Here is a 17,611-nt window from a genome sequence, read left to right on the forward strand (position 1 = left end):
CCGCGGGCAGCCTCCCCGGTCTCAGGGCCTCCACAAGTAGGGGGTCGTCGTACTCACCTTGACCAGGCCTGAGCGCTCGAGGATCGGCCGGGAGTACTCGGTCGAGTCGCTGTGGATGAGTGTCTTGCCAAGGGCCAGCGCGGATCGGGCGCGGGCGGCCGTCAGCGCACGATAGATGCCGCGGCCGCGCCATTCCTCGAGCGTGGCGCCGCCCCAGATCCCCGCGAAGTCGCTGTCCGCGACTGGTTCGAGCCGGCCGGCGCTGACGATCCGTCCCTCGGATTCTGCAACCCACAGCTCCATCCCGTCGCCGCGCGCCAGCCTGCGCAGCAGCACGTCGGCCATCTCGTCGGAGACGGGCTCACCGAAGGTCTTGTCCTGCATCGCGCTCATGGCGCGAACGTCCCGCTCCTCGCTGATCCGCCGCAGCGTGACGCCGTCGGGCAACGGCACGTCAGCCACCAGGGTCGCGACCTCGCCGATCATGATCGACTCGGGCTCGTCAGGGCTGAACCCGTGGGCGACCAGGGATTCGGGCAGGCCGGGTGCCCGGTCGTGACCGCGCGTCTTCCACTCCACCCTCTTGATCGAGGTGTCGGCCCGATAGTGCGCCAGTGCCGCCGACACCAGCCCGCTGATCTCGTGCGCGTTCGCGTCACCGAGGTCGCGGTAGGTGACGAAGCCCCGCCCGCCGGCGAACGTCACCAGGCGGAGCGGCCCAAGCCGGGTGACCGAGACCGCGCCCGGCGTCTCGGCATCGGTACGTAACTGCTCGTCGTAGGCCCGGAGGAGCTCGGCTTTATCCAACACTCCCGTCATCCTCATGACCTGCTGCAGAACCGGCAACTCGATTTCGCATCGAGGTGATACTCAGCGCGCTTACCGCCGACTACAACCCCGCCTCGGTGAACACCGCGGCCGGCGTCTACCACCGGCAGGGCCTCACCTGCGTGGCGTGCCGCCGCGACGCGTCCGTCCGATTCTCCGACGGCCTCGACATCGTCGAGGCCGGCCCGAGCGACGCGCCTCTGGCGTCCCGACACGGCCGGCCCGCCCAGCCAGGAGGCGGAGGCCAGCGGCAACGTCCTGACCCGCACACCCGACTGGCGGCACGCGGCTACGGGCGCCAGGCGGTCGAGTGCAGCCACGCCGCCAGCGTCATGGCCTTCGGGTGCAGGGCGCGCAGGGCCGGCAGGTCGGGGCGTTCCATCGCGCCGGAATCGAACCAGTCGAACATCTTCGCGACCTCCTCGTCGAAGGCACGCAGCTGCTCGAGCGGGGTCTGGTGGAAACGTGCCGGAATCCCGGCCGCTTCGCCGAACCGTTCGGCCATTCCCGCGGCGGAGAGGTCGTCGCCCGCGATCACGAGGGTCTGACCGATAAACGTCTCGGGCTGGTCGAACGCCAATGCCGCAAACTCGCCGATATCGGGGATCGAGATCAGCGGCAGCTGGCTGGTCGGGCGCAGGGCCAGGGCGACGATCAGCCCGCCGTCGGCCAGGACGGGCCGGGTGACGGTCGTGAAGTTCTCCATGAAGAACACCGGCCGAAGCACGGTGGCCGGCAGGCCAAGACCCCGGATATGCGCTTCGATGCGCCCCTTGCTCTCCAGGTGGGGAATTCCGGTGTTCTGGTCGGCGCCGGCGACCGAGCTGTACACGAAGTGCGCGACGCCGGCTTCCGCCGCGAGGTCGGCGACGGCCTTTCCGCGCCGTACCTCGGCCTCGACATCCTCCAGGCTCACGGTGCCCGAGGTCACGCTGGTCAGCATCAGGAAGACGCCGCCCACGCCGCCCATGGCCGCGCGCATCGATGCCAGGTCGTCCAGATCGCCGGCGACGAGCCGCGCCCCCGCCGCGCGTAGTTCCCGCGCGGCGGGCCGGTCGGGGTCACGTACCAGCGCGTGCACAGTCCGCCCGCGCCCCAGCAGCGCCCGGGCCACCGCGCCGCCCTGCTGGCCGGTCGCGCCGATGACAAGAACCGATTCTTTGTGATCATCCATGGAACGTCACGCTAGCGACGGTCACGGCCGACAACCTGGTGGCAATGTTGCTACTCAGGACAGGCCCGCCGGGGCATTGGGTGCCGCCCAGCCCGGCTGGCCTCCTCGATAGAAGGGTTGTCCGCCGCACGTCGAGCAGGCTGTGTTCTTGCGACGTTCTTACGACCGCGAGCGCGCTCAACGATCAGGCGGCGGGGCCGGTTGGACGAGGCCGTGGTCGAAGGCGAAGACGACGGCGGCGGCCCGGTCGCGCAGGCTGAGCTTGGCGAAGAGGTGGCCGATGTGGGTCTTGACGGTTCCCTCGCCGAGGACGAGCTCGCGGGCGATCTCCTGGTTGGTCGCGCCGCGGCCGATCAGCGCCAGGACCTGCCGCTCACGGGCGGTCAGGACGTTCAGCGCGGCACCCTGGACCGGGACGAGGCCGGGGGCAGCCCGGTAGGTGGTGAGCACGTGCCCGGTCACGGCCGGGTCGAGCCACGCGCCGCCGGCCGCGACGGTGCGCACCGCGCGCTGCAGGTCCTCGGCGGGCACGCCCTTGAGCAGGAAACCGGACGCGCCGGCGCGCAGCGCCGCCGCCAGGATCTCCTCGTCCTCGAACGTGGTCAGCACCAGGACGGGCGGCGGGTCGGCGAGCCGGCGCAGCGCCGCCGTGGCGGCGACACCGTCCACGACCGGCATCCGGACGTCCATCAGCACTACGTCCGGTCTGCAATGAGCGACGGCCGCGGCCACGCCCGCGCCGTCCGAGCACTCACCAACGATCTCGAAGCCGAACCTGGCCCGCAGGATGCCCTTCAGACCCACCCGGACGAGTTCCTGGTCGTCGACGAGCAGCACTCGGATCATGGCGTGGCCAGCGCGTCTGCCGTGGCCGGCGACGCCGTCGGCCGAGCCGCCGCTGGCCTGGACGACGCCAGTTCGGGCGCCGCAGGCTTGGACGATGCCAGTTCGGGCGCCGCAGGCTTGGACGATGCCGGTTCGGCCGTCGGCTCTGCCGGCTCCGGCCCCGGCCCGGGCTCCAGTGGCGTCGGCGACGCTGGCTCCGCCGGCTTCGAGCGTGGCCGCGATGGCGCCCGCGAGGACGTCGTTGACCGCGTCGGCGCTGGCACGGCGACCTGACCGCCGGTGCCAGCCGGCAGTGGGATCTCGGCATGTACTCGCCAGCCGGAGCCGCCCGGCCCGGCGGCGCAGGTGCCGCCGAGCGCCTCTGCCCGCTGCCGCATCCCGACCAGGCCCAGCCCGCCGCGGGCGCCCGCGACGCGGGTCGTCATGGCCTGCGTCATCGCCGCCGCGGCCGTGGTGGTGCCCGTGGCGGCTGCCGCGGCGGCGGTATCGCTGACCAGCGTGGTGTCGCGGACAGGCGGGTGAGTGTCGATGGTGAGTGACAACCGGCCGTGGGTGACGGCCAGCCGGGCCGTTGACGCGGCGCCGGGCGCGTGCCGGACGCTGTTCGTCAGCGCCTCCTGCAGGATGCGGTAGACGGCCAGCCCGGTGGTGCTCGGCAGGCCCGCAAGGTCGCCGGTGACTTCCAGGGCCACCGGCGCCCCGGCGGCGCGGTACCCCTCGACCAGGTCAGGAATCCCGGTGGCGTCGGGCAGCGGGACGTGCGATGGGCCGGTGGCACGGTCACGCATCAGCCCGACCACCTGGCGCACCTCGGTGAGGGCGGCCCGGCCGAGCCGCTCGGCCTCCGCCAGCGCGCGGGCCGCCTCCGCCGGGTCCTCCTCGACGGCGAGACGGGCGCTGGAGATGTGCAGCAGGGAGACGGTCAGCGAGTGCGCCACGACGTCGTGCACCTCGCGGGCGATCCGGTTGCGTTCCTCGGCGACCGCCCGTTCGGCCAGCCCGGCCTGAGCCTGCCGCAGTTGCTCGGCGAGGGTGTGCTCGCGGCGAGCGAGCCAGCAGCAGAAGGTCGCGAAGGTGGTGCCGGCGGCCCACGCGCCCCACCCAGGGTCGGGGGAGGTCAGTGCCTGCACCCCGAACAGCGCGAGGGCGCCGGCCCAGAACGGCAGCCAGACCGCCGGTGCCGCGATGGCCACCAGCCAGCCCGCGAGGACCACCAGCGCGAACCAGCCAACATTCGACGAGGAGCCGGCGCAGACCACGGCCGCGCCGGCGGCGGCGGCGACCGCCGCCGCCGGCGCGCGCAGCCGGTGGCCGGGCCGCACGAGCAGCACGGCGACGACGGCGATCCCGGCCGCCACGAGCCGCGCGGCGTCGGCCCCGCGCCAGCCAACCCCCTGCCAGGCCACCCCGACGAGCGTGAACAGCGCGAAGGCGACCGGCGGTCCCCACCGGGCGGCCCACGGGCCCAGCGCGTTCATGGGGCGCATGGTACGGCGATCGCCAGCCGGAATCAGGCTCACGGCAAACTACCGCGAGGTCAGCGAGCTGCGGCGGGCGGAGACAGCCAGGGCGACCAGCGCCAGCGCGACGACGGCCACGAGCGGGCCGGTGGCGTCGCCGATGCCGAGCCACGGCTCGCGCACCGCTTTCGTAACCAGGGTCAGCGGCAGCGGGCCGGCGATCACGCGCAGCGCCGAGCCCATCACGGCCGGCGGTGGCCCGCCGGCGCCGAGCAGGAACGACGGGAAGAAGAGCAGCAGCCCCACCGCCTGCGCCGAGCGGGCCGAGGGCAGCAGCGTGCCCAGCAGGACGCCGATGCTGACGAAGGCGACCGCGCCGGCGGCCAGCCCGACGGCCACCCGCCACCAGCTGTGCGGGGTCGGCACGCCATAGACAGGGGCGGCGACGGCCAGCAGCACGGCACCGGCCAGCGCGATGGCCACGAGCCCGGCAACCAGCTGCGCGGCGGCGAACGACCAGCGGCTGAAGCCGGCGGCGGCGAACCGGCGCAGCACCCCGCGCTCCCGGTAGGACGCGATGTGCACCGGCAGCATGACCAGCCCGGCGGCGGCGATCACGACCGTCAGATAGGACGCGACATACCAGTGCGCCGGATCCGTCCCGCCGAAATCCTCGTCCGGCGAGCGTCCGAACGAGCCGCCGATGATCAGCATTGTTACGACCGGGAAGGCGAACACGAAGAACATCGTCATCGGGTCACGGACGGTCAGCCGCAGCTCGGCGCGGATCAGCCGGCGCACGGCCCCGCGCCCGGCCGCCTCGCCGGCGTCCGTCGCCGTGGCTGTACCCGCCGTCGCCGTCGTGGTGGTGGTCGGTGCGGTGGCTGGCGTCGTCACCGCGTCGGTGGCGGTGGCGAGCGAGGGCTCCATGGTGGCGGTCATTGCTGGGCTCCGATCAGTTCCGCGGTGAAGGGGCCGGCATGGTAGGCGGGAGTGGCTGACGTGGCGGTCGGTGCGGTGGTGGAGGTGTCGTCGTCGCGCAGCAGTCGGAGCAGCGCGGCCTCGAGATCGGGCAGTTCCACCCGCAGATCGGCGGGGATCCGGCCGCGGCGCACGAGCTCGGCGCCGACGTGGGCGATCACCGGCCGGTCGCCGTGCACCCGGACCTGGTCGCCATGCACCGAGACGTCCCGAACGCCCGGCAGCGCGCGCATGGCCCGAACCAGCTCGCCGGCCTCGCCCGCGTCGCCGATCCCGCTCGCGTCGCCGCGGTCGCCCGGCGGCCAGCCGAACTGGACCCGCGCCCAGCCCGCGTGTCGGTCCACCAGCCGCGCGGGCGGCCCGGCGTCCAGCACCCGCCCGCGGCGCATGGCCACCACCCGGTCGCACAGCGCCTCGGCCTCGTCGAGCTCGTGGGTCACCAGCAGCACGGTGGTGCCCTCGTCGCGTAGCTGCCGGACCGCCGACCACACGCCGCGCCGGGCGGCCGGGTCCAGACCCTGGGTGAGCTCGTCCAGGATCACCAGCCGCGGCCGGTTCAGCAGTGCCAGGACCAGGAACAGCCGCTGTCGTTCGCCGCCGCTGAGCGAGGCGAACGCCGATCGGCGGCGCTCCGCCAGCCCGAACTGGTCAAGCAGCTCGCCGGCCGGCCGGGCGCGGCCGGTGGCGAACAGTTCGACCGCCTCGTGCACCCGGAGCCGGTCGGGCAGCGCCGAGTCCTGCAGCTGGCTGCCGACCCAGCGGCGGACCCGGTCCGCGTGGCGCACCGGGTCCAGGCCGAGAACCCGTACCGTCCCGGCATCCGGGCGCCGCAGCCCCTGGACGCACTCCACCGTCGTGGTCTTGCCGGCACCGTTGGCGCCGATCAGACCGACCACCTCGCCGGCCGCCACATCGAGATCCACGTCGTCGACGACGACCCGCTCGCCGTAAGCCTTGCGCAGGCCGCGCACCATCACCACTGGAAGATCTGTCATGCCGCCAATGGTTCGCCGCTGCGGCCACCGGCACATCGACCCACGGGCAGAACCGCGGCTCTGCCCACGGGCAGAAAACCAGGCCACGGCTCTCCCGTCCCCGAGGGAGGGCCATCGCCCGCGGGCGGGCTCCTGGAGTCTCTGGTGGCCGGGCCGGCGTTCCGGCGCTGGGGAGCGACCCGGCTGCTCGCCGTTGGCTGCGTCGACACGGTGCTGCTGGTGCTGCTGGTGCTGCCGGTGCTGCCGGTGCTGCCGGTCGCGCTCGGCGCCGGCGCCCTCCCATTGCGGCCGGCGCTGTCGCCGCGGGCGCCGGCGCAGGCGTGCCGAGGCGCCTCCGTGGGTGGGGTGCCCCCGGACCCACGGAGGCGCTTTCCGGCCGAGGTCAGCTAGACGTCGCGACCAACCCGGTAGGTGAGGTGGACGAGATTGTCACCGATGGTCCGGGCCTGGACGAGGCGCAGGCCTTTCTGGTCGCCGGTCTCACCGAAGAGACGCTCGCCGGCCCCGAGCACCACCGGGAAGACGGACAGCCGCAGCTCGTCGACCAGGTCGTGCTCGATCAGCGTGCGCCCGAGCTGATAGCTGGCGTAGACGAGGATCTCCCCGTCCAGCGCATCCTTCAGCTTCGAGACCTGGTCCACCACGTCGCCCCCGAGGACGGTCGCGTTGCTCCACCTGGGCTCGTCGACGGTCGAGGACACGACGTACTTGGGCAGGCCGTTCAGCCGGTCGGCGAAGTCGCCGCTGCGCGACAGCCACCGCGCGGCGAACCACTCGTCACTGCGCCGACCGAGCAGAAGGGCCTCGGCGCCCAGCGCCTCCTCGAACGAGATCGTGAACCACGCATCGAGGTCCTTGCCCCCGAACTGGTTGAACCAGCCGCCCAGCCGGAAGCCCTCCTGGCCGTCCGGGTCCTGGACGACTCCGTCCAGTGAGGCGTTCGTGCTGATAATGATCTTTCCCATCGCGTCTCTCCGGTGTCGGGTTGTGTTGTCACCTGCCACCGATGTAGACACCGCGACGTCGAAAAGGGGGCGTCGGCGGGCCGCCCCCTTTGCCCCCGGGCCGGTGTCCATACAGGCGAGCGACGAGACGCGAAGGGAAGTGATCCGAGGGTGTTGGATGTGGCCGCCGACTTGATCTCCAGAGCGCGGGCCGGGGACGGCGACGCGTTCCGGCAGCTGACCGAGCCGTACCGCCGGGAGCTGCTGGTGCACTGCTACCGGATGCTCGGGTCGTTCCAGGACGCCGAGGACGTCCTGCAGGACGCGCTGCTGGCCGCCTGGCAAGGCTTCGCCGGGTTCGAAGGACGCGCCTCGCCGCGAACCTGGCTCTACCGGATCGCGACGAACCGGTGCCTCAACGCGCGCAGGTCGGCCAGCCGACGCCTGGCCAAGGAGTGGGACGTGCCCAATGTCGGACCGCCCGAGCCGACCCGGCTCGGCGAAGTCGTATGGCTCGAGCCAATGCCCGACGCCCTGTTCGAGAGCGCGGTCGACGCGCCGCTGGGCCCGGAGGCCTGCTACGAGCAGAACGAAGCCATCTCTTTGGCCTTCGTGACCGCCCTTCAGGTCCTGCCGCCCCGTCAGCTCGCCGTGCTCATCCTGCGCGACGTCCTCGGATTCCACGCGAACGAGGTGGCCGAGATGCTCGACTCGAGCGTCGAATCGGTCAAGAGCGCGCTCAAGCGCGCTCGCGCCGGCCTGGAGCAGCGACGGATGGCTAACGACGACCGCGAACCACCGCCCGCCTCCGACTCCCCCGCCGAGAACGCGATCGTGGCGAAATTCGCGCAGGCGTGGGAATCCGCCGATCTCGACGCGCTGGTGGACCTTCTGACCGACGACGTGTTCATGTCGATGCCGCCGATGCCCTTCGAGTACGAGGGCCGAGACGTCGTGGCCCGCTTCTGCGCCAGTATTTTCAGCGCGGGTCGCCGGTTCGACCTCGTCCCGACGCGAGCCAACGGTCAGCCAGCGTTCGGAGCCTACCTGCGCTCTCCCAACGGCATCAGCCACGGGACCGGCCTCTACCTCCTCACCCTCACCGGCGATCGGATCTGCGCCCTGACCCGCTTCGACAACAGCGTGCTCCCGTCGTTCGGGCTACGGCGATCGATCCCCAGCCGATAGCCGGCATCCCAACGATCGACTTCCGCACTGACGACGCTCGGCCGGGTCGGGCGCTGAACCGAGCGCGGCGCGCGTTGCCACGGGACGGCGGGAGACCAAGGCGGCTCCGGAGCACCAGGGGGCGACTGCCGCCTCAGGACACCGGTCCAGGCGCCGCGCGCAAACGCCTTCGCCGAACGCTGGCTCCGCCGGTCGGGTCGAGCGACCCGGGGGCGCGCAGCCGCACCATGATCGGCTGCGCGCGGGAATGCCGTGCGACTCGGTCACACGCACGTGTCGTATGGGTGTGACCGAGTCTGGTCAGCGGGCGCGGCGTGCGCTGAACGTCGCGGCGCTGTGGGTCGGTCGCGACCTGGGTCGCTCGGCGGTCGACGGGGCGGCCTCGTGATCGGGTGAGTTGGTACGAGCCGTGGCCATCGGCGGTCGAGACGCCGTGGCCCGCCCGGCGCGGTGGCCGTGGTTGCCGGCGGGGCGGCGTCCACGCCGTCTGCCTGTTCGAGGTGTCGGCTCGGTGCCGCGGTCTCCGCCAACCGGCATGCGTTGGGCTGGACTGGTTCTGGTCTCCGCCTGGATCGCGACCGCGGGGCTGGTGAGCGACCGAGCGCCGGGGGCGAGCGTGGAGAGTATCGGGTGATCGGCGGATGCGACCCGTGTGGTCGTCGGCCTGATGCCGGCGGCGCGGGCCAGCTGCGTGACCTCACGGATCTGCTCCGTGGTCGCCAGGGTGATGACGGTGCCGCTGTTGCCGGCGCGCGCGGTGCGCCCGGAACGGTGCAGGTATGCCTTGTGGTCGGCCGGCGGGTCGGCGTGGATCACGAGGGCCACGTTGTCGACATGGATGCCGCGGGCGGCGATGTCCGTGGCGACCAGCGCCGAGGCCCGGCCTGTCTGGAAGTCGTCGAGGTTGCGGGTACGGGCGTTCTGGCTCAGGTTGCCGTGCAGCTCGACCGTGGGCACGCCGGCGCGGTTGAGGTGGCGGGCCAGAGCCTTGGCGCCGTGCTTCGTGCGGGTGAACACGACCGTGCGGCCTGGTGCGCTGGACAGGTCGACGAGCACGGGGAGCCGGCTGTCCCGCTCGACGTGCAGCAGATGGTGCGCCATGGTGCCCACCGGGGACTGGGCGGAGTCGGCCTCGTGTACCGCGGGTTTGCTGAGGTACTGGCGCACCAGGGTGTCGATGGCCTTGTCCAGGGTGGCCGAGAACAGCATTCGCTGCCCGCCGGCCGGGGTCTGGCCGATCAGCCGGCGTACGGCGGGAAGGAACCCCAGGTCGGCCATGTGGTCGGCCTCGTCCAGCACGGTGACCTTTACCTGGGCCAGCGAGCAGTGCCCCTGCGCGAGGAGATCCTCGAGCCGGCCGGGGCAGGCCACGACGATGTCGACGCCCCGCCGGATCGCGGCCACCTGCGGGTTCTGACCGACGCCGCCGAACACGGTGCACGAGGTGAGGCCGGCCGCGGCGGCGAGCGGCCGCAGAGCCGTGTCGATCTGCGCGGCGAGCTCGCGGGTGGGCGCCAGAATCAGTGCGCGCGGAGCCCCTGCTCGGGCCCGGGGCCCGCCGGACAGCCGCGCGACCACGGGCAGGAGGAACGCGAGCGTCTTGCCGGACCCCGTGCGGCCGCGGCCGAGGACGTCACGTCCAGCGAGCGCGTCCGGCAGCGTCGCCCGCTGGATGGGGGTGGGGATCTCGATGGCGAGACGGGTGAGAACGTCGGTCAGGCGCGCAGGCACGCCAAGATCGGTGAACGAAGACAAGAAAAAATCGCTATCTGTGTGGATGTCCCGCCGACAACCGGATCCGAGGATCTCGACCGGTTACGCGCGGAGCCGAGGCCCGATGCTGAGCAGCGGGTGCTACGACGCGCGGACAACTCGCGGCAGGAGCTCGACGAGCTGATGCAGTCAGCATAGCTGGTCCGTGCGCCGCATCGGTGCTGACCAGTGCGGTGAGGCCCGCCGCACAGCACCCGCTCGATGGTCAGAACCCGACCGTCCAGGTCGCAGCGGCGCAGGCAGGCCAGTTCACCCCGGCGGGCACCGGAATCGGCCGCAAGCCGCACCAACAGCAAATTTTGCTCGGCGGTGAACAGCGCCCGCGCAGGCCCGGCGCGGTCCAGGCGGGCGCCTACCACGTGTTCGGCGGCGGCGACCTGGGCCTCGGCGGTGCGCAGAAGCTGGCAGACCTCGGCGAGGGTGTGGTGGCGTCGCGGTACCGGCCGCCGTGGGCCCTTCACGCCGGCAAGTGGGTTGCTAGGCAGAAGCTCTTCGTCGACTGCCCAGGACACCGCCGAACGCAGGGCAAGCCAGCGGCCGGACACCGTCGGCACCGACAGGCCCTCCTGCTGCCAGCGCCGGATCGCCGCCCGCACATATCCGGGCGTGAGCGCGGCCAGTCGTCGCCGCGCCAGCCGGTCGGCCAGCGGCGTCTGGACCACATGCCGGTGTGAGGCCAGGGTCACAGGTCACCAGGCGTGCGACGCGGTGAGGTCGGGGATCATGACGGGCCGTGGTGTCACGGTCGTGTTCCTGGTGCGCAGGCTGCTCGCAATGGCCGGTGTGGGTGGTCGGCCCCACGAGATAGAGGTCGAGATCGCCGTCCCGCGCCACCAGGTGGCGATAGTGCGTCGCGGGGTCGCCCGGCCGCGGATAGCTGGCCGTCGGCGACATAGCATCGCCCACATGCTCGACCCAGGCGCCCGCGTTCCTGTCTTCGCCCTCCCGGACCAGGACGGGAGGTTGGTCGCCTCGACTGCGCTTGCGGGGCACTGGGCGTTGTTGTGGTGGTATCCCAAGGCCGGGTCGCCCGGCTGCACCATCGAAGGTCAGGAACTACGAGACCAGGCCGAGCAGTTTCAGGCAGCCGGCTGTCTCATTGTGGGCCTGTCGTTCGACACACCTGAAGAGAACAAGGCTTGGGCCGAGGAACAGGGCTTCGAGTTCCCGCTGCTTTCGGATGTGGACCACAGCGTGGGGCGCCTGTTCGCGGTCGAGCGGGACCCAGACGACCAGTACGCCGCCTTTCCGCTTCGAGTGTCATACCTGGTCGATCCCGATGGCGTCGTCCGCAAGACATATGTCGTCGCCGGTGTCCAGGAGCATGCCGTCTCTGTACTGTCCACTCTCGCCGAGCTGGGCCGGGCATGAGTGAGGACGTGCCCGCGGGGGTCGTTCCGTTCCTGCCCGCCGGCCACCGAGCGTATCGAGCACACCGACCGGCGTGGCCGCTGCGCACGACCGCCGCGAGTCGGCCCACCGATCCGGCATTCGATGCAGCCGATCTTGCTGACCAGGTAGCCCGGGTCGCGCGTGGCGGCGCGCGAGCCGCGGTGCTGGGCATTAACGACGGCCTCGTCACCAACATCTGCCTCATTCTGGGCATGGCCGGCGCGCACGCGTCGCCCGGCACCGTCCGTCTGGCCGGGTTCGCCAGCCTGCTCGCCGGCGCGCTGTCGATGGCTGCGGGTGAATGGGTCTCCGTACGCAGTCAGGCCGAACTCTACGGTGGCCTGCTTGTCAAGATCCGGCAACTGGTCACGCGTAACCCACGATTGATGCTCGACGAGCTCTCATCACGCCTAGAGGCCGCGGGATTCGCCCGGGCAACCGCGCAATCCGCGCCAGCAGAGCTCGCGCTGGACGAGGAGCGGTTTCTTGCCTTCACCGCTCAGATCGTGTTTGGCATCAGTCCCGCCGGGCTCGGCTCGCCACTGACCGCCGCGACCACATCGCTCGCCTACTTCGCCGGGGGAGCCCTCATACCGCTCGCGCCCTGGTGGTTCCTGCGCGGCGTCCCCGCCGTATCCGTGTCCATCGCCCTGACCGCCATCGCCAGCATCCTCGTCGGGGCCGGCATCGCCCGCTCCAGCGATCACTCGATGAGGCGTGGGGCGCTGCGCCAGCTGGCTATCATCCTGGCCGCAGCGGCAGCCACCTACAGCATCGGAAAGCTGTTCGGCTCAACAGTGAGTTGACCGACGAGGAGACGCGCGCCGAGATGGAGGCGAGCGTGCCGCTGAAGTACGTCAACGCCTTCTTCCACTTCTACGTCGACGGCGCTCTCGACGAGTCGCAGTCGTTGTCGTCGGCGGTCGGATGCCAGCGTTCCTGGTGGACCGCCTGGCGAAGCGGGCGCCGGTTCGCCCAGCCGTGGCGCTCGAGGTCGGGGATGGATTCGTGGTGGGTTACCGGTCCGAGGCACAGCCACGCGACGGGTCGGATGTCCGCGGGGATGGCGAGCAGGTCGCGGACGAACGCTTCCCGGTAGAAGGAGACCCATCCCACGCCGAGACCCTCGGCCGTGGCCGCGAGCCACAGGTTCTGGATCGCCAGGCAGACGGAGTAAAGACCTGCGTCGGCGATGGCGTGTCGGCCCAGGACCGCCGGCGCCCCGCGTCGCTGGTCGTAGGTCACGACCAGCGACAGGGACGACTCCATCACCCCGTCGATCTTTATCCGGCTGAAGCGGGCGGCCCGTTGTTCGGCAAGCGACGCGGCGAAGACCTCCCGCTCGCACCGAACGTGGGCGTGAAAGGCCCGCCGTGTGCGCCGGTCGGTGACGAGGATGAAGTCCCAGGGCTGGCTGAGTCCGACACTCGGCGCGGCGTGTGCGGCCTCGAGCACCCGCTCGAGGATCTCGCTGGGGATCGGCGCGCCAGTGAACTGGCCGCGCACGTCGCGGCGCTGGTGGATCACGTCGTACAGATGCGTAGGCATGGCAGGCTCCCGCTGTCCGGCCGCCCCAGGGCGGCACCCGCGCGGGGCCGGTCTTCGGACTCCCGGATCGACGCCGACCGTCCGCCTTCCCGGACTGTTAGGTCCAGTGGCCGCGCTGAGCGCGTGGACGGGGACTCCCCGGTTACCGCGGCGGGCCCGTGCCGGACTTCCACCGGCTTCCCGATTCTCCCCGGTCACCCGGGGCACCCCGCAAACGATGCCGCCGTGCACGCTATCAGGGCCTGGTGCCCGCCGCCGGGCTCGTTGGCCGGTCTGGACGAGGCCCACACCAGAGCCCGATGATCCCGGTTTGGCCGGCGTCCCCCGATCGTCCGCCGTCGTCCACCGGCTTGGCTGCCACGCTGGCTGCCACGGAACTCCGGGCGGGGCCTGTCAGCTCGGCTGCCGGTCGGCGAAGCTCTGGGCCGTCGCCGACCGCGGGTTAGCATGGCCGCTTGTCATCGAGCTAGCGGCAAATCGTGCCGAAGATCAACAAGGAGTGCGGTTGAGTACGACGGCAAACAAGAACATGGTGTTCAGTTTCTTCGAGAACCTGTCGGTGGGGCGCATCAAAGCCGCCATGGACCTGATGGACGAGAAGGCTACGTGGTTGGTGTCCGGAAAGCCGGAGCACATCCCGCTGGCGGGCACATACACCAAGCAGAAGCTCGTCGATCTGCTCGGCTTGGTAGGAACGGTCATGCCGGCTGGGATAGAAATGACCATCACCAGTGGAACAGCGGAAGGAGATCGGGTCGTCGTCGAAGCCGAGGTGCGCGGGGTGTCGCCGGCCGGAAAGACGTACGACAACCGGATCTGCTTTGTCGTCGAAGTGCGCGGCAGCACGATTCAGTCCGTGCGCGAATACTACGACACGATTCACACCAACGATGTCCTGTTCGACAGGACGTACTCCAACGAGGCCCTCGTGGAGAATTAGCTCCTCATCCGTATGGCCGGCCGTTCAGGAGTCGCAGGGGCGCCGGGTCCGCCGATACGGGGGCCAGCCGGCCAGAGCCGGGTGAGCTGGTGCGGGGTGAGGGGCTGGGCGTAGACGGCACGGAAGACCTTCCCCACGGTGTCGGTGTCAACGGTGTCGGCGAGCATGACGAACCAGTCGATGCCGACGGGGCAGGCCCACAGGTAGCTCGAACTCGACCCGACGCAGGTCGGGGAGCCCGGGTGTCCCACTCCCGGCTCCGGTAACCGTTGCGACGATTCACCCGATCGGGCGAGATCTCACCGTATTCCGCTCCGCACAGCGCGTCCGCCTCCGCGGACATCAGGGAATCCGCGAACCTTTTCACCAGCGCGCCCAGCAGATCCGGACTCGCCATCATCAGTTCCTTGCCGACGAGTTCCGCGTCGGGCACAGTCGGTCGCACGGCCATCGCAGTGTTCCTCCGTCTTCGAGTTCTTTGGTCGGTTCTCGAAGAGGATCACGCGGTGGCCGTCCCAGTTCGCGGACCGCTACTCCAGCAAGTCACTGGTCGATCACATCCCGTACACCACGTCCGTCGCCGCTGCGCCACCAGGTGGGTCGGCCGCGCATGCCGTGGTGCCAGGCATCGGTCTGCTGGCGCAGTGCGGCGAGGCGGTCGTTGTCCCGCGAAAGAAGCCCGCGTCACGGAGTCCGAGTCCGAGTCTCAGGTAAGCGGATCGAGGCGCTGCGGCGTATAGGGGGTGTGAAGCAGCTGGAGTTCAGGGAGTTCTACCAAGCCAGCCAGGACGCATGCCTGCGGGCAGTCTTGGCGAGCGTGGCTGATCGGCAGCTGGCCGAGGACCTGGTCGCCGAGGCGTTCACTCGGGCCTGGATGGCGTGGCCGAAAGTCAGCCGCCATCCGGCGCCGCGCGCATGGATCGTGCGTACGGCGCTCAACACCCGGGTCTCGTGGTGGCGTCGGCGGCGACGGGAAGTAGCGCTGGACGGTGTTCCCGACGTCGCGGCCAGCACGGTCAGTGACCCCGGTCTGGACCCCCAACTGCTGGCCGTGCTGCGTCAACTGCCGCGGCGGCAGCGGGAAGTGATCGCGTACCGGGTCTTCCTCGACCTCGACACCGGCACCACGGCCAAGGTGCTCGGGATCGCCCCGGGAACCGTCGCCGCCCATCTGTCGCGGGCCGTTGCGACACTGCGCGGCCACCTTGTTACCGCAGACAACCCGGAGGTTGGGCAATGAGCGACCGCGACATGGACGTACTGGACGCGCTGAAGGATTCGCTGGACGGCATCACCATGGACACCCCGGTCGAGCAGATCGAGGCCGCGGGCCGGGCGCGCCGGCGTCGGCGCCGCATCGTGGGCATGACGGCGGGCGTCGCGGCAGCCGCGGGGCTTGCGCTCGGCGTCCCGATGTACGGCAGCCCGTCGACCGCGCCGCCGACGGCGGGCGACAGCACCGGGGCGGGCGCCGTGCACATCCGTACGGTGGCATACACCGTGGACACCGTGAGCGACGGCACGGTTCATGTGACGTGGGACAAGGAGATGTACATCAAGGACCACGCGGGCCTGGAGGCCGCGCTGCGCCAGGCCGGATTCCCGGTGCTCATCAAGGAGGGCGAGTTCTGCAAGGGCCCGCAGGACGACGGAACACTCGACCCGAGCGGCTCAGGGCCCGGGGTCAGGGACGTCATGAAGGGCGAGCGGGGAGACGATGGGAGGGTCACCTTCGTCTTCACCCCCTCGGCGATGCCGGCCGGGACTCAGCTGTTCATCGGCTACCTGAACGAGGCCCAACTGGCCGCCACGAACGGGAATCCGGGATCCGTCGAGCGCCTGGTGCCCACGGGAGTACCGCTGACGTGCACCACGGACGCGCCGCCCGCGCACGTCGTTCGTGGCGGGTCCGAGGGCGACGGCGCGCGCAAGTAGCGGAACGTCGCGTCGGCCGGAGCGAGCAGGGCGAGGGGCAGCCGGCGCAGGCCGCGGCGAAAGCGCGTAGGTCGGCCGCGGGCCGGTACGCCTGTGGACTATGCCTCCCGGACCTGCCGGATCGGCTAGGCCGATCCGGCACCGGACTCCAGACGTCGGCCCGCTGATCGTCCCGGGCGGGCGTCCGAGCCGGTCAGGTAAGCCGCAGCCCGCCGTCGCAGGGCAGGACCACGCCGGTGATGAAGCTGTTCTCCAGGACCGCGACAATCGCCGCGGCGACGTCATCGGGTCGGCCATTGCGCCGGACCGGAGTCCGACGTGCGAACTGGTCGAACGCGGCCCGTCGGGCGTCTTCTGGCATTTCGTCCCACCAGCCGGTCTCGATGACGCCGGGGGACACGGCGTTGACTCGCCGTGGGGCCAGCTCGACAGCGAGTGGTCGCACCGCGGCCTCCAGAGCGCCGTTGACCGCGGCCAAGCCCGCGGTCCCCGGCAGCGCGGCCTGCGCCGAACCCGCGGTCACCAACGTGATCGAGCCGTCCTCGGCGAGTGTCGGTAGCGCCAGCGCCACGGCCCGCAGATGGGCGACCGGCTTCCCCAGAAACGCCCCGGCGAGGTCGGTGTCGGCGAGCTCCGCCGCCGGACCGGCCCCGCCACGCCGGGTGACTGTGACGACCAGGTCGCTGATCGGTCCCGCCTCGCTGAAGAACCGCCGCAACGCGCCGACGTCCTCGGCATCCACCTCAAGTCCCCTGGCCGTACCGCCCAGTTCCTTGACCGCGGCCTCGAGTCGGTCGCGGTTGCGCCCGCCGAGGGTGACCTGCACGCCCCGGCCAGCGAGCAGCCGCGCCGTGGCGAAACCGATCCCGGCGCTGCCGCCGAGGACGGCGACGTGACGATCTTGCATGGTGCTGCTCGCGGACATCGCGAACCTCCGTTTCCGAACGACCCGTTCGCAAACGCTACACCAGATACCGAACGGACCGTTCGGTTACGATGCGGAGGTGAGCGAACAACCCGTCCGCCAGCCAGGGCGGCCGCGAAGCGAGCGAGCGCGGATGGCGGTCCTGGAGGCGACCCTGGCGCTGGCGGGCGAGGTGGGACCGGCCGGGCTCTCCATGGAGGCCATCGCGAAGCGGGCCGGCGTCAGCAAGGAGACGCTGTACCGCTGGTGGCGATCCAAGACCGAGGTGATCCTCGACGCGATGGCCGAACGCGGGCAGGAGACCATCCCGCTCCCCGACAACGGCACCCTGCCAAGCGACTTGCGGGCCTTCCTGCGGTCCACCGTCGAGTCCGCCGACCACACCACCGTGCGTCTCCTGCGTGCCGTCGCGGCGGCGGCAGCCACGGACCAGGCCGTGGCCCATGACGTCCGGGACCGGTTCCTCGTCACCAGACGGGCCGCCCTGGGAACTCTCCTGGACCGGGCCGTAGCCCGGGGCGAGATCCCCGATGAGCACACGACGCCGCTGCTCGACTTCGTCTACGGCTCTCTGTGGTACCGGCTGATCTTTGACGTCGGTCCACTCGACCACACCTGGGCCGACGAAACAGTCGCGGCAATCACGGCGATCTTGTAACGGCTGCCCGAGCGCCTGCCTGAT

20 protein-coding genes, 1 pseudogene and 1 riboswitch are annotated in these 17,611 nt (G+C 71.2%); of the genes and pseudogenes, 9 read left to right on the forward strand and 12 right to left on the reverse strand.

Features of this window, described 5'->3' with window-relative positions:
* Positions 1 to 21: 21 nt before the first annotated feature.
* The 6 genes from QOZ89_RS41865 to QOZ89_RS41890 all read right to left on the reverse strand — a co-directional run bounded on the left by QOZ89_RS41865 (position 22) and on the right by QOZ89_RS41890 (position 6,284).
* Positions 22 to 819, reverse strand: a complete 798-nt coding sequence (locus QOZ89_RS41865) for a GNAT family N-acetyltransferase (RefSeq protein WP_116271585.1) — start codon at positions 817 to 819, stop codon at positions 22 to 24.
* Between the two features lie 298 nt (positions 820 to 1,117).
* Positions 1,118 to 2,002, reverse strand: a complete 885-nt coding sequence (locus QOZ89_RS41870) for an NmrA/HSCARG family protein (protein WP_071049878.1) — start codon at positions 2,000 to 2,002, stop codon at positions 1,118 to 1,120.
* A gap of 177 nt (positions 2,003 to 2,179) precedes the next feature.
* Positions 2,180 to 2,848, reverse strand: a complete 669-nt coding sequence (locus tag QOZ89_RS41875) for a response regulator (protein WP_198543313.1) — start codon at positions 2,846 to 2,848, stop codon at positions 2,180 to 2,182.
* Positions 2,845 to 4,326, reverse strand: a complete 1,482-nt coding sequence (locus tag QOZ89_RS41880; RefSeq protein WP_071049879.1) for a sensor histidine kinase — start codon at positions 4,324 to 4,326, stop codon at positions 2,845 to 2,847. Before QOZ89_RS41880 ends, QOZ89_RS41875 begins: the two co-directional genes overlap by 4 nt.
* 48 nt (positions 4,327 to 4,374) lie before the next feature.
* On the reverse strand, positions 4,375 to 5,250 hold the full coding sequence (locus QOZ89_RS41885; RefSeq protein WP_083418900.1) for an ABC transporter permease: 876 nt from the start codon (positions 5,248 to 5,250) through the stop codon (positions 4,375 to 4,377).
* Positions 5,247 to 6,284 (reverse strand): ABC transporter ATP-binding protein, encoded by a 1,038-nt coding sequence (locus QOZ89_RS41890; protein ID WP_071049880.1) that lies wholly within the window; start codon positions 6,282 to 6,284, stop codon positions 5,247 to 5,249. The genes QOZ89_RS41885 and QOZ89_RS41890 overlap by 4 nt, the downstream gene beginning before the upstream one ends.
* Positions 6,285 to 6,428: 144 nt before the next feature.
* On the opposite strand from QOZ89_RS41890, the gene QOZ89_RS41895 reads away from it, so the two are divergent.
* Complete coding sequence (locus tag QOZ89_RS41895) at positions 6,429 to 6,674, forward strand: hypothetical protein (RefSeq protein WP_312624665.1); 246 nt, start codon at positions 6,429 to 6,431, stop codon at positions 6,672 to 6,674.
* Here the strand turns inward: QOZ89_RS41895 and QOZ89_RS41900 are convergent.
* Positions 6,671 to 7,249 (reverse strand): dihydrofolate reductase family protein, encoded by a 579-nt coding sequence (locus tag QOZ89_RS41900; protein ID WP_071049882.1) that lies wholly within the window; start codon positions 7,247 to 7,249, stop codon positions 6,671 to 6,673. The two genes, QOZ89_RS41895 and QOZ89_RS41900, sit on opposite strands and share 4 nt — an antisense overlap.
* 159 nt (positions 7,250 to 7,408) lie before the next feature.
* Between QOZ89_RS41900 and QOZ89_RS41905 the strand changes: the two genes are divergently transcribed.
* Positions 7,409 to 8,416, forward strand: coding sequence for a sigma-70 family RNA polymerase sigma factor (locus QOZ89_RS41905; RefSeq protein ID WP_312624663.1), 1,008 nt, complete (start codon positions 7,409 to 7,411; stop codon positions 8,414 to 8,416).
* Between the two features lie 300 nt (positions 8,417 to 8,716).
* Here the strand turns inward: QOZ89_RS41905 and QOZ89_RS41910 are convergent, their stop codons facing one another.
* The gene (locus QOZ89_RS41910; RefSeq protein WP_312624661.1) at positions 8,717 to 10,147 is read right to left on the reverse strand and encodes a DEAD/DEAH box helicase; all 1,431 of its coding nucleotides are present in this window, start codon (positions 10,145 to 10,147) and stop codon (positions 8,717 to 8,719) included.
* A 215-nt stretch (positions 10,148 to 10,362) separates the two neighbouring features.
* Between QOZ89_RS41910 and QOZ89_RS41915 the strand changes: the two genes are divergently transcribed.
* The 3 genes from QOZ89_RS41915 to QOZ89_RS41925 are packed head-to-tail and all read left to right on the forward strand — an operon-like array spanning position 10,363 to position 12,387.
* On the forward strand, positions 10,363 to 10,863 hold the full coding sequence (locus tag QOZ89_RS41915; protein WP_312624659.1) for a hypothetical protein: 501 nt from the start codon (positions 10,363 to 10,365) through the stop codon (positions 10,861 to 10,863).
* Between the two features lie 49 nt (positions 10,864 to 10,912).
* Positions 10,913 to 11,560: a peroxiredoxin gene (locus QOZ89_RS41920; RefSeq protein WP_157910537.1), complete on the forward strand. Its 648-nt coding sequence runs from the start codon at positions 10,913 to 10,915 to the stop codon at positions 11,558 to 11,560.
* Positions 11,557 to 12,387, forward strand: a complete 831-nt coding sequence (locus tag QOZ89_RS41925; protein ID WP_312624657.1) for a VIT1/CCC1 transporter family protein — start codon at positions 11,557 to 11,559, stop codon at positions 12,385 to 12,387. The genes QOZ89_RS41920 and QOZ89_RS41925 overlap by 4 nt, the downstream gene beginning before the upstream one ends.
* 70 nt (positions 12,388 to 12,457) lie before the next feature.
* Here the strand turns inward: QOZ89_RS41925 and bluB are convergent, their stop codons facing one another.
* Positions 12,458 to 13,129, reverse strand: a complete 672-nt coding sequence (bluB, locus tag QOZ89_RS41930; protein WP_071049887.1) for a 5,6-dimethylbenzimidazole synthase — start codon at positions 13,127 to 13,129, stop codon at positions 12,458 to 12,460.
* A 28-nt stretch (positions 13,130 to 13,157) separates the two neighbouring features.
* Positions 13,158 to 13,355: riboswitch (cobalamin riboswitch) on the reverse strand.
* A 279-nt stretch (positions 13,356 to 13,634) separates the two neighbouring features.
* Between bluB and QOZ89_RS41935 the strand changes: the two genes are divergently transcribed.
* Positions 13,635 to 14,069 (forward strand): nuclear transport factor 2 family protein, encoded by a 435-nt coding sequence (locus QOZ89_RS41935; protein WP_157910538.1) that lies wholly within the window; start codon positions 13,635 to 13,637, stop codon positions 14,067 to 14,069.
* Here QOZ89_RS41935 and QOZ89_RS41940 read toward each other — a convergent pair.
* Both QOZ89_RS41940 and QOZ89_RS41945 read right to left on the reverse strand, forming a co-directional pair.
* Complete coding sequence (locus QOZ89_RS41940; RefSeq protein WP_071049889.1) at positions 14,066 to 14,320, reverse strand: hypothetical protein; 255 nt, start codon at positions 14,318 to 14,320, stop codon at positions 14,066 to 14,068. The genes QOZ89_RS41935 and QOZ89_RS41940 overlap by 4 nt on opposite strands.
* Positions 14,305 to 14,520 (reverse strand): annotated as a pseudogene (locus QOZ89_RS41945) (transposase); the annotation flags it as partial. The pseudogene QOZ89_RS41945 and the gene QOZ89_RS41940, both read right to left, overlap by 16 nt.
* 294 nt (positions 14,521 to 14,814) lie before the next feature.
* Here QOZ89_RS41945 and QOZ89_RS41950 point away from each other — a divergent pair.
* Both QOZ89_RS41950 and QOZ89_RS41955 read left to right on the forward strand, forming a co-directional pair.
* Positions 14,815 to 15,309 carry a sigma-70 family RNA polymerase sigma factor gene (locus tag QOZ89_RS41950; RefSeq protein WP_198543314.1) on the forward strand — a complete coding sequence of 165 codons (495 nt, stop codon included), beginning with the start codon at positions 14,815 to 14,817 and terminating at the stop codon, positions 15,307 to 15,309.
* Positions 15,306 to 16,004, forward strand: coding sequence for a hypothetical protein (locus tag QOZ89_RS41955; RefSeq protein ID WP_312624652.1), 699 nt, complete (start codon positions 15,306 to 15,308; stop codon positions 16,002 to 16,004). Before QOZ89_RS41950 ends, QOZ89_RS41955 begins: the two co-directional genes overlap by 4 nt.
* Before the next feature lie 193 nt (positions 16,005 to 16,197).
* Here QOZ89_RS41955 and QOZ89_RS41960 read toward each other — a convergent pair whose 3' ends face one another.
* The gene (locus tag QOZ89_RS41960) at positions 16,198 to 16,929 is read right to left on the reverse strand and encodes an SDR family oxidoreductase (RefSeq protein ID WP_312624651.1); all 732 of its coding nucleotides are present in this window, start codon (positions 16,927 to 16,929) and stop codon (positions 16,198 to 16,200) included.
* A gap of 133 nt (positions 16,930 to 17,062) precedes the next feature.
* Here QOZ89_RS41960 and QOZ89_RS41965 point away from each other — a divergent pair, with 133 nt between their 5' ends.
* On the forward strand, positions 17,063 to 17,587 hold the full coding sequence (locus QOZ89_RS41965; protein WP_312624649.1) for a TetR/AcrR family transcriptional regulator: 525 nt from the start codon (positions 17,063 to 17,065) through the stop codon (positions 17,585 to 17,587).
* Positions 17,588 to 17,611 lie beyond the last annotated feature (24 nt).

This window comes from Pseudofrankia coriaricola (assembly GCF_032027725.1).
Taxonomy (GTDB): domain Bacteria; phylum Actinomycetota; class Actinomycetes; order Frankiales; family Frankiaceae; genus Pseudofrankia.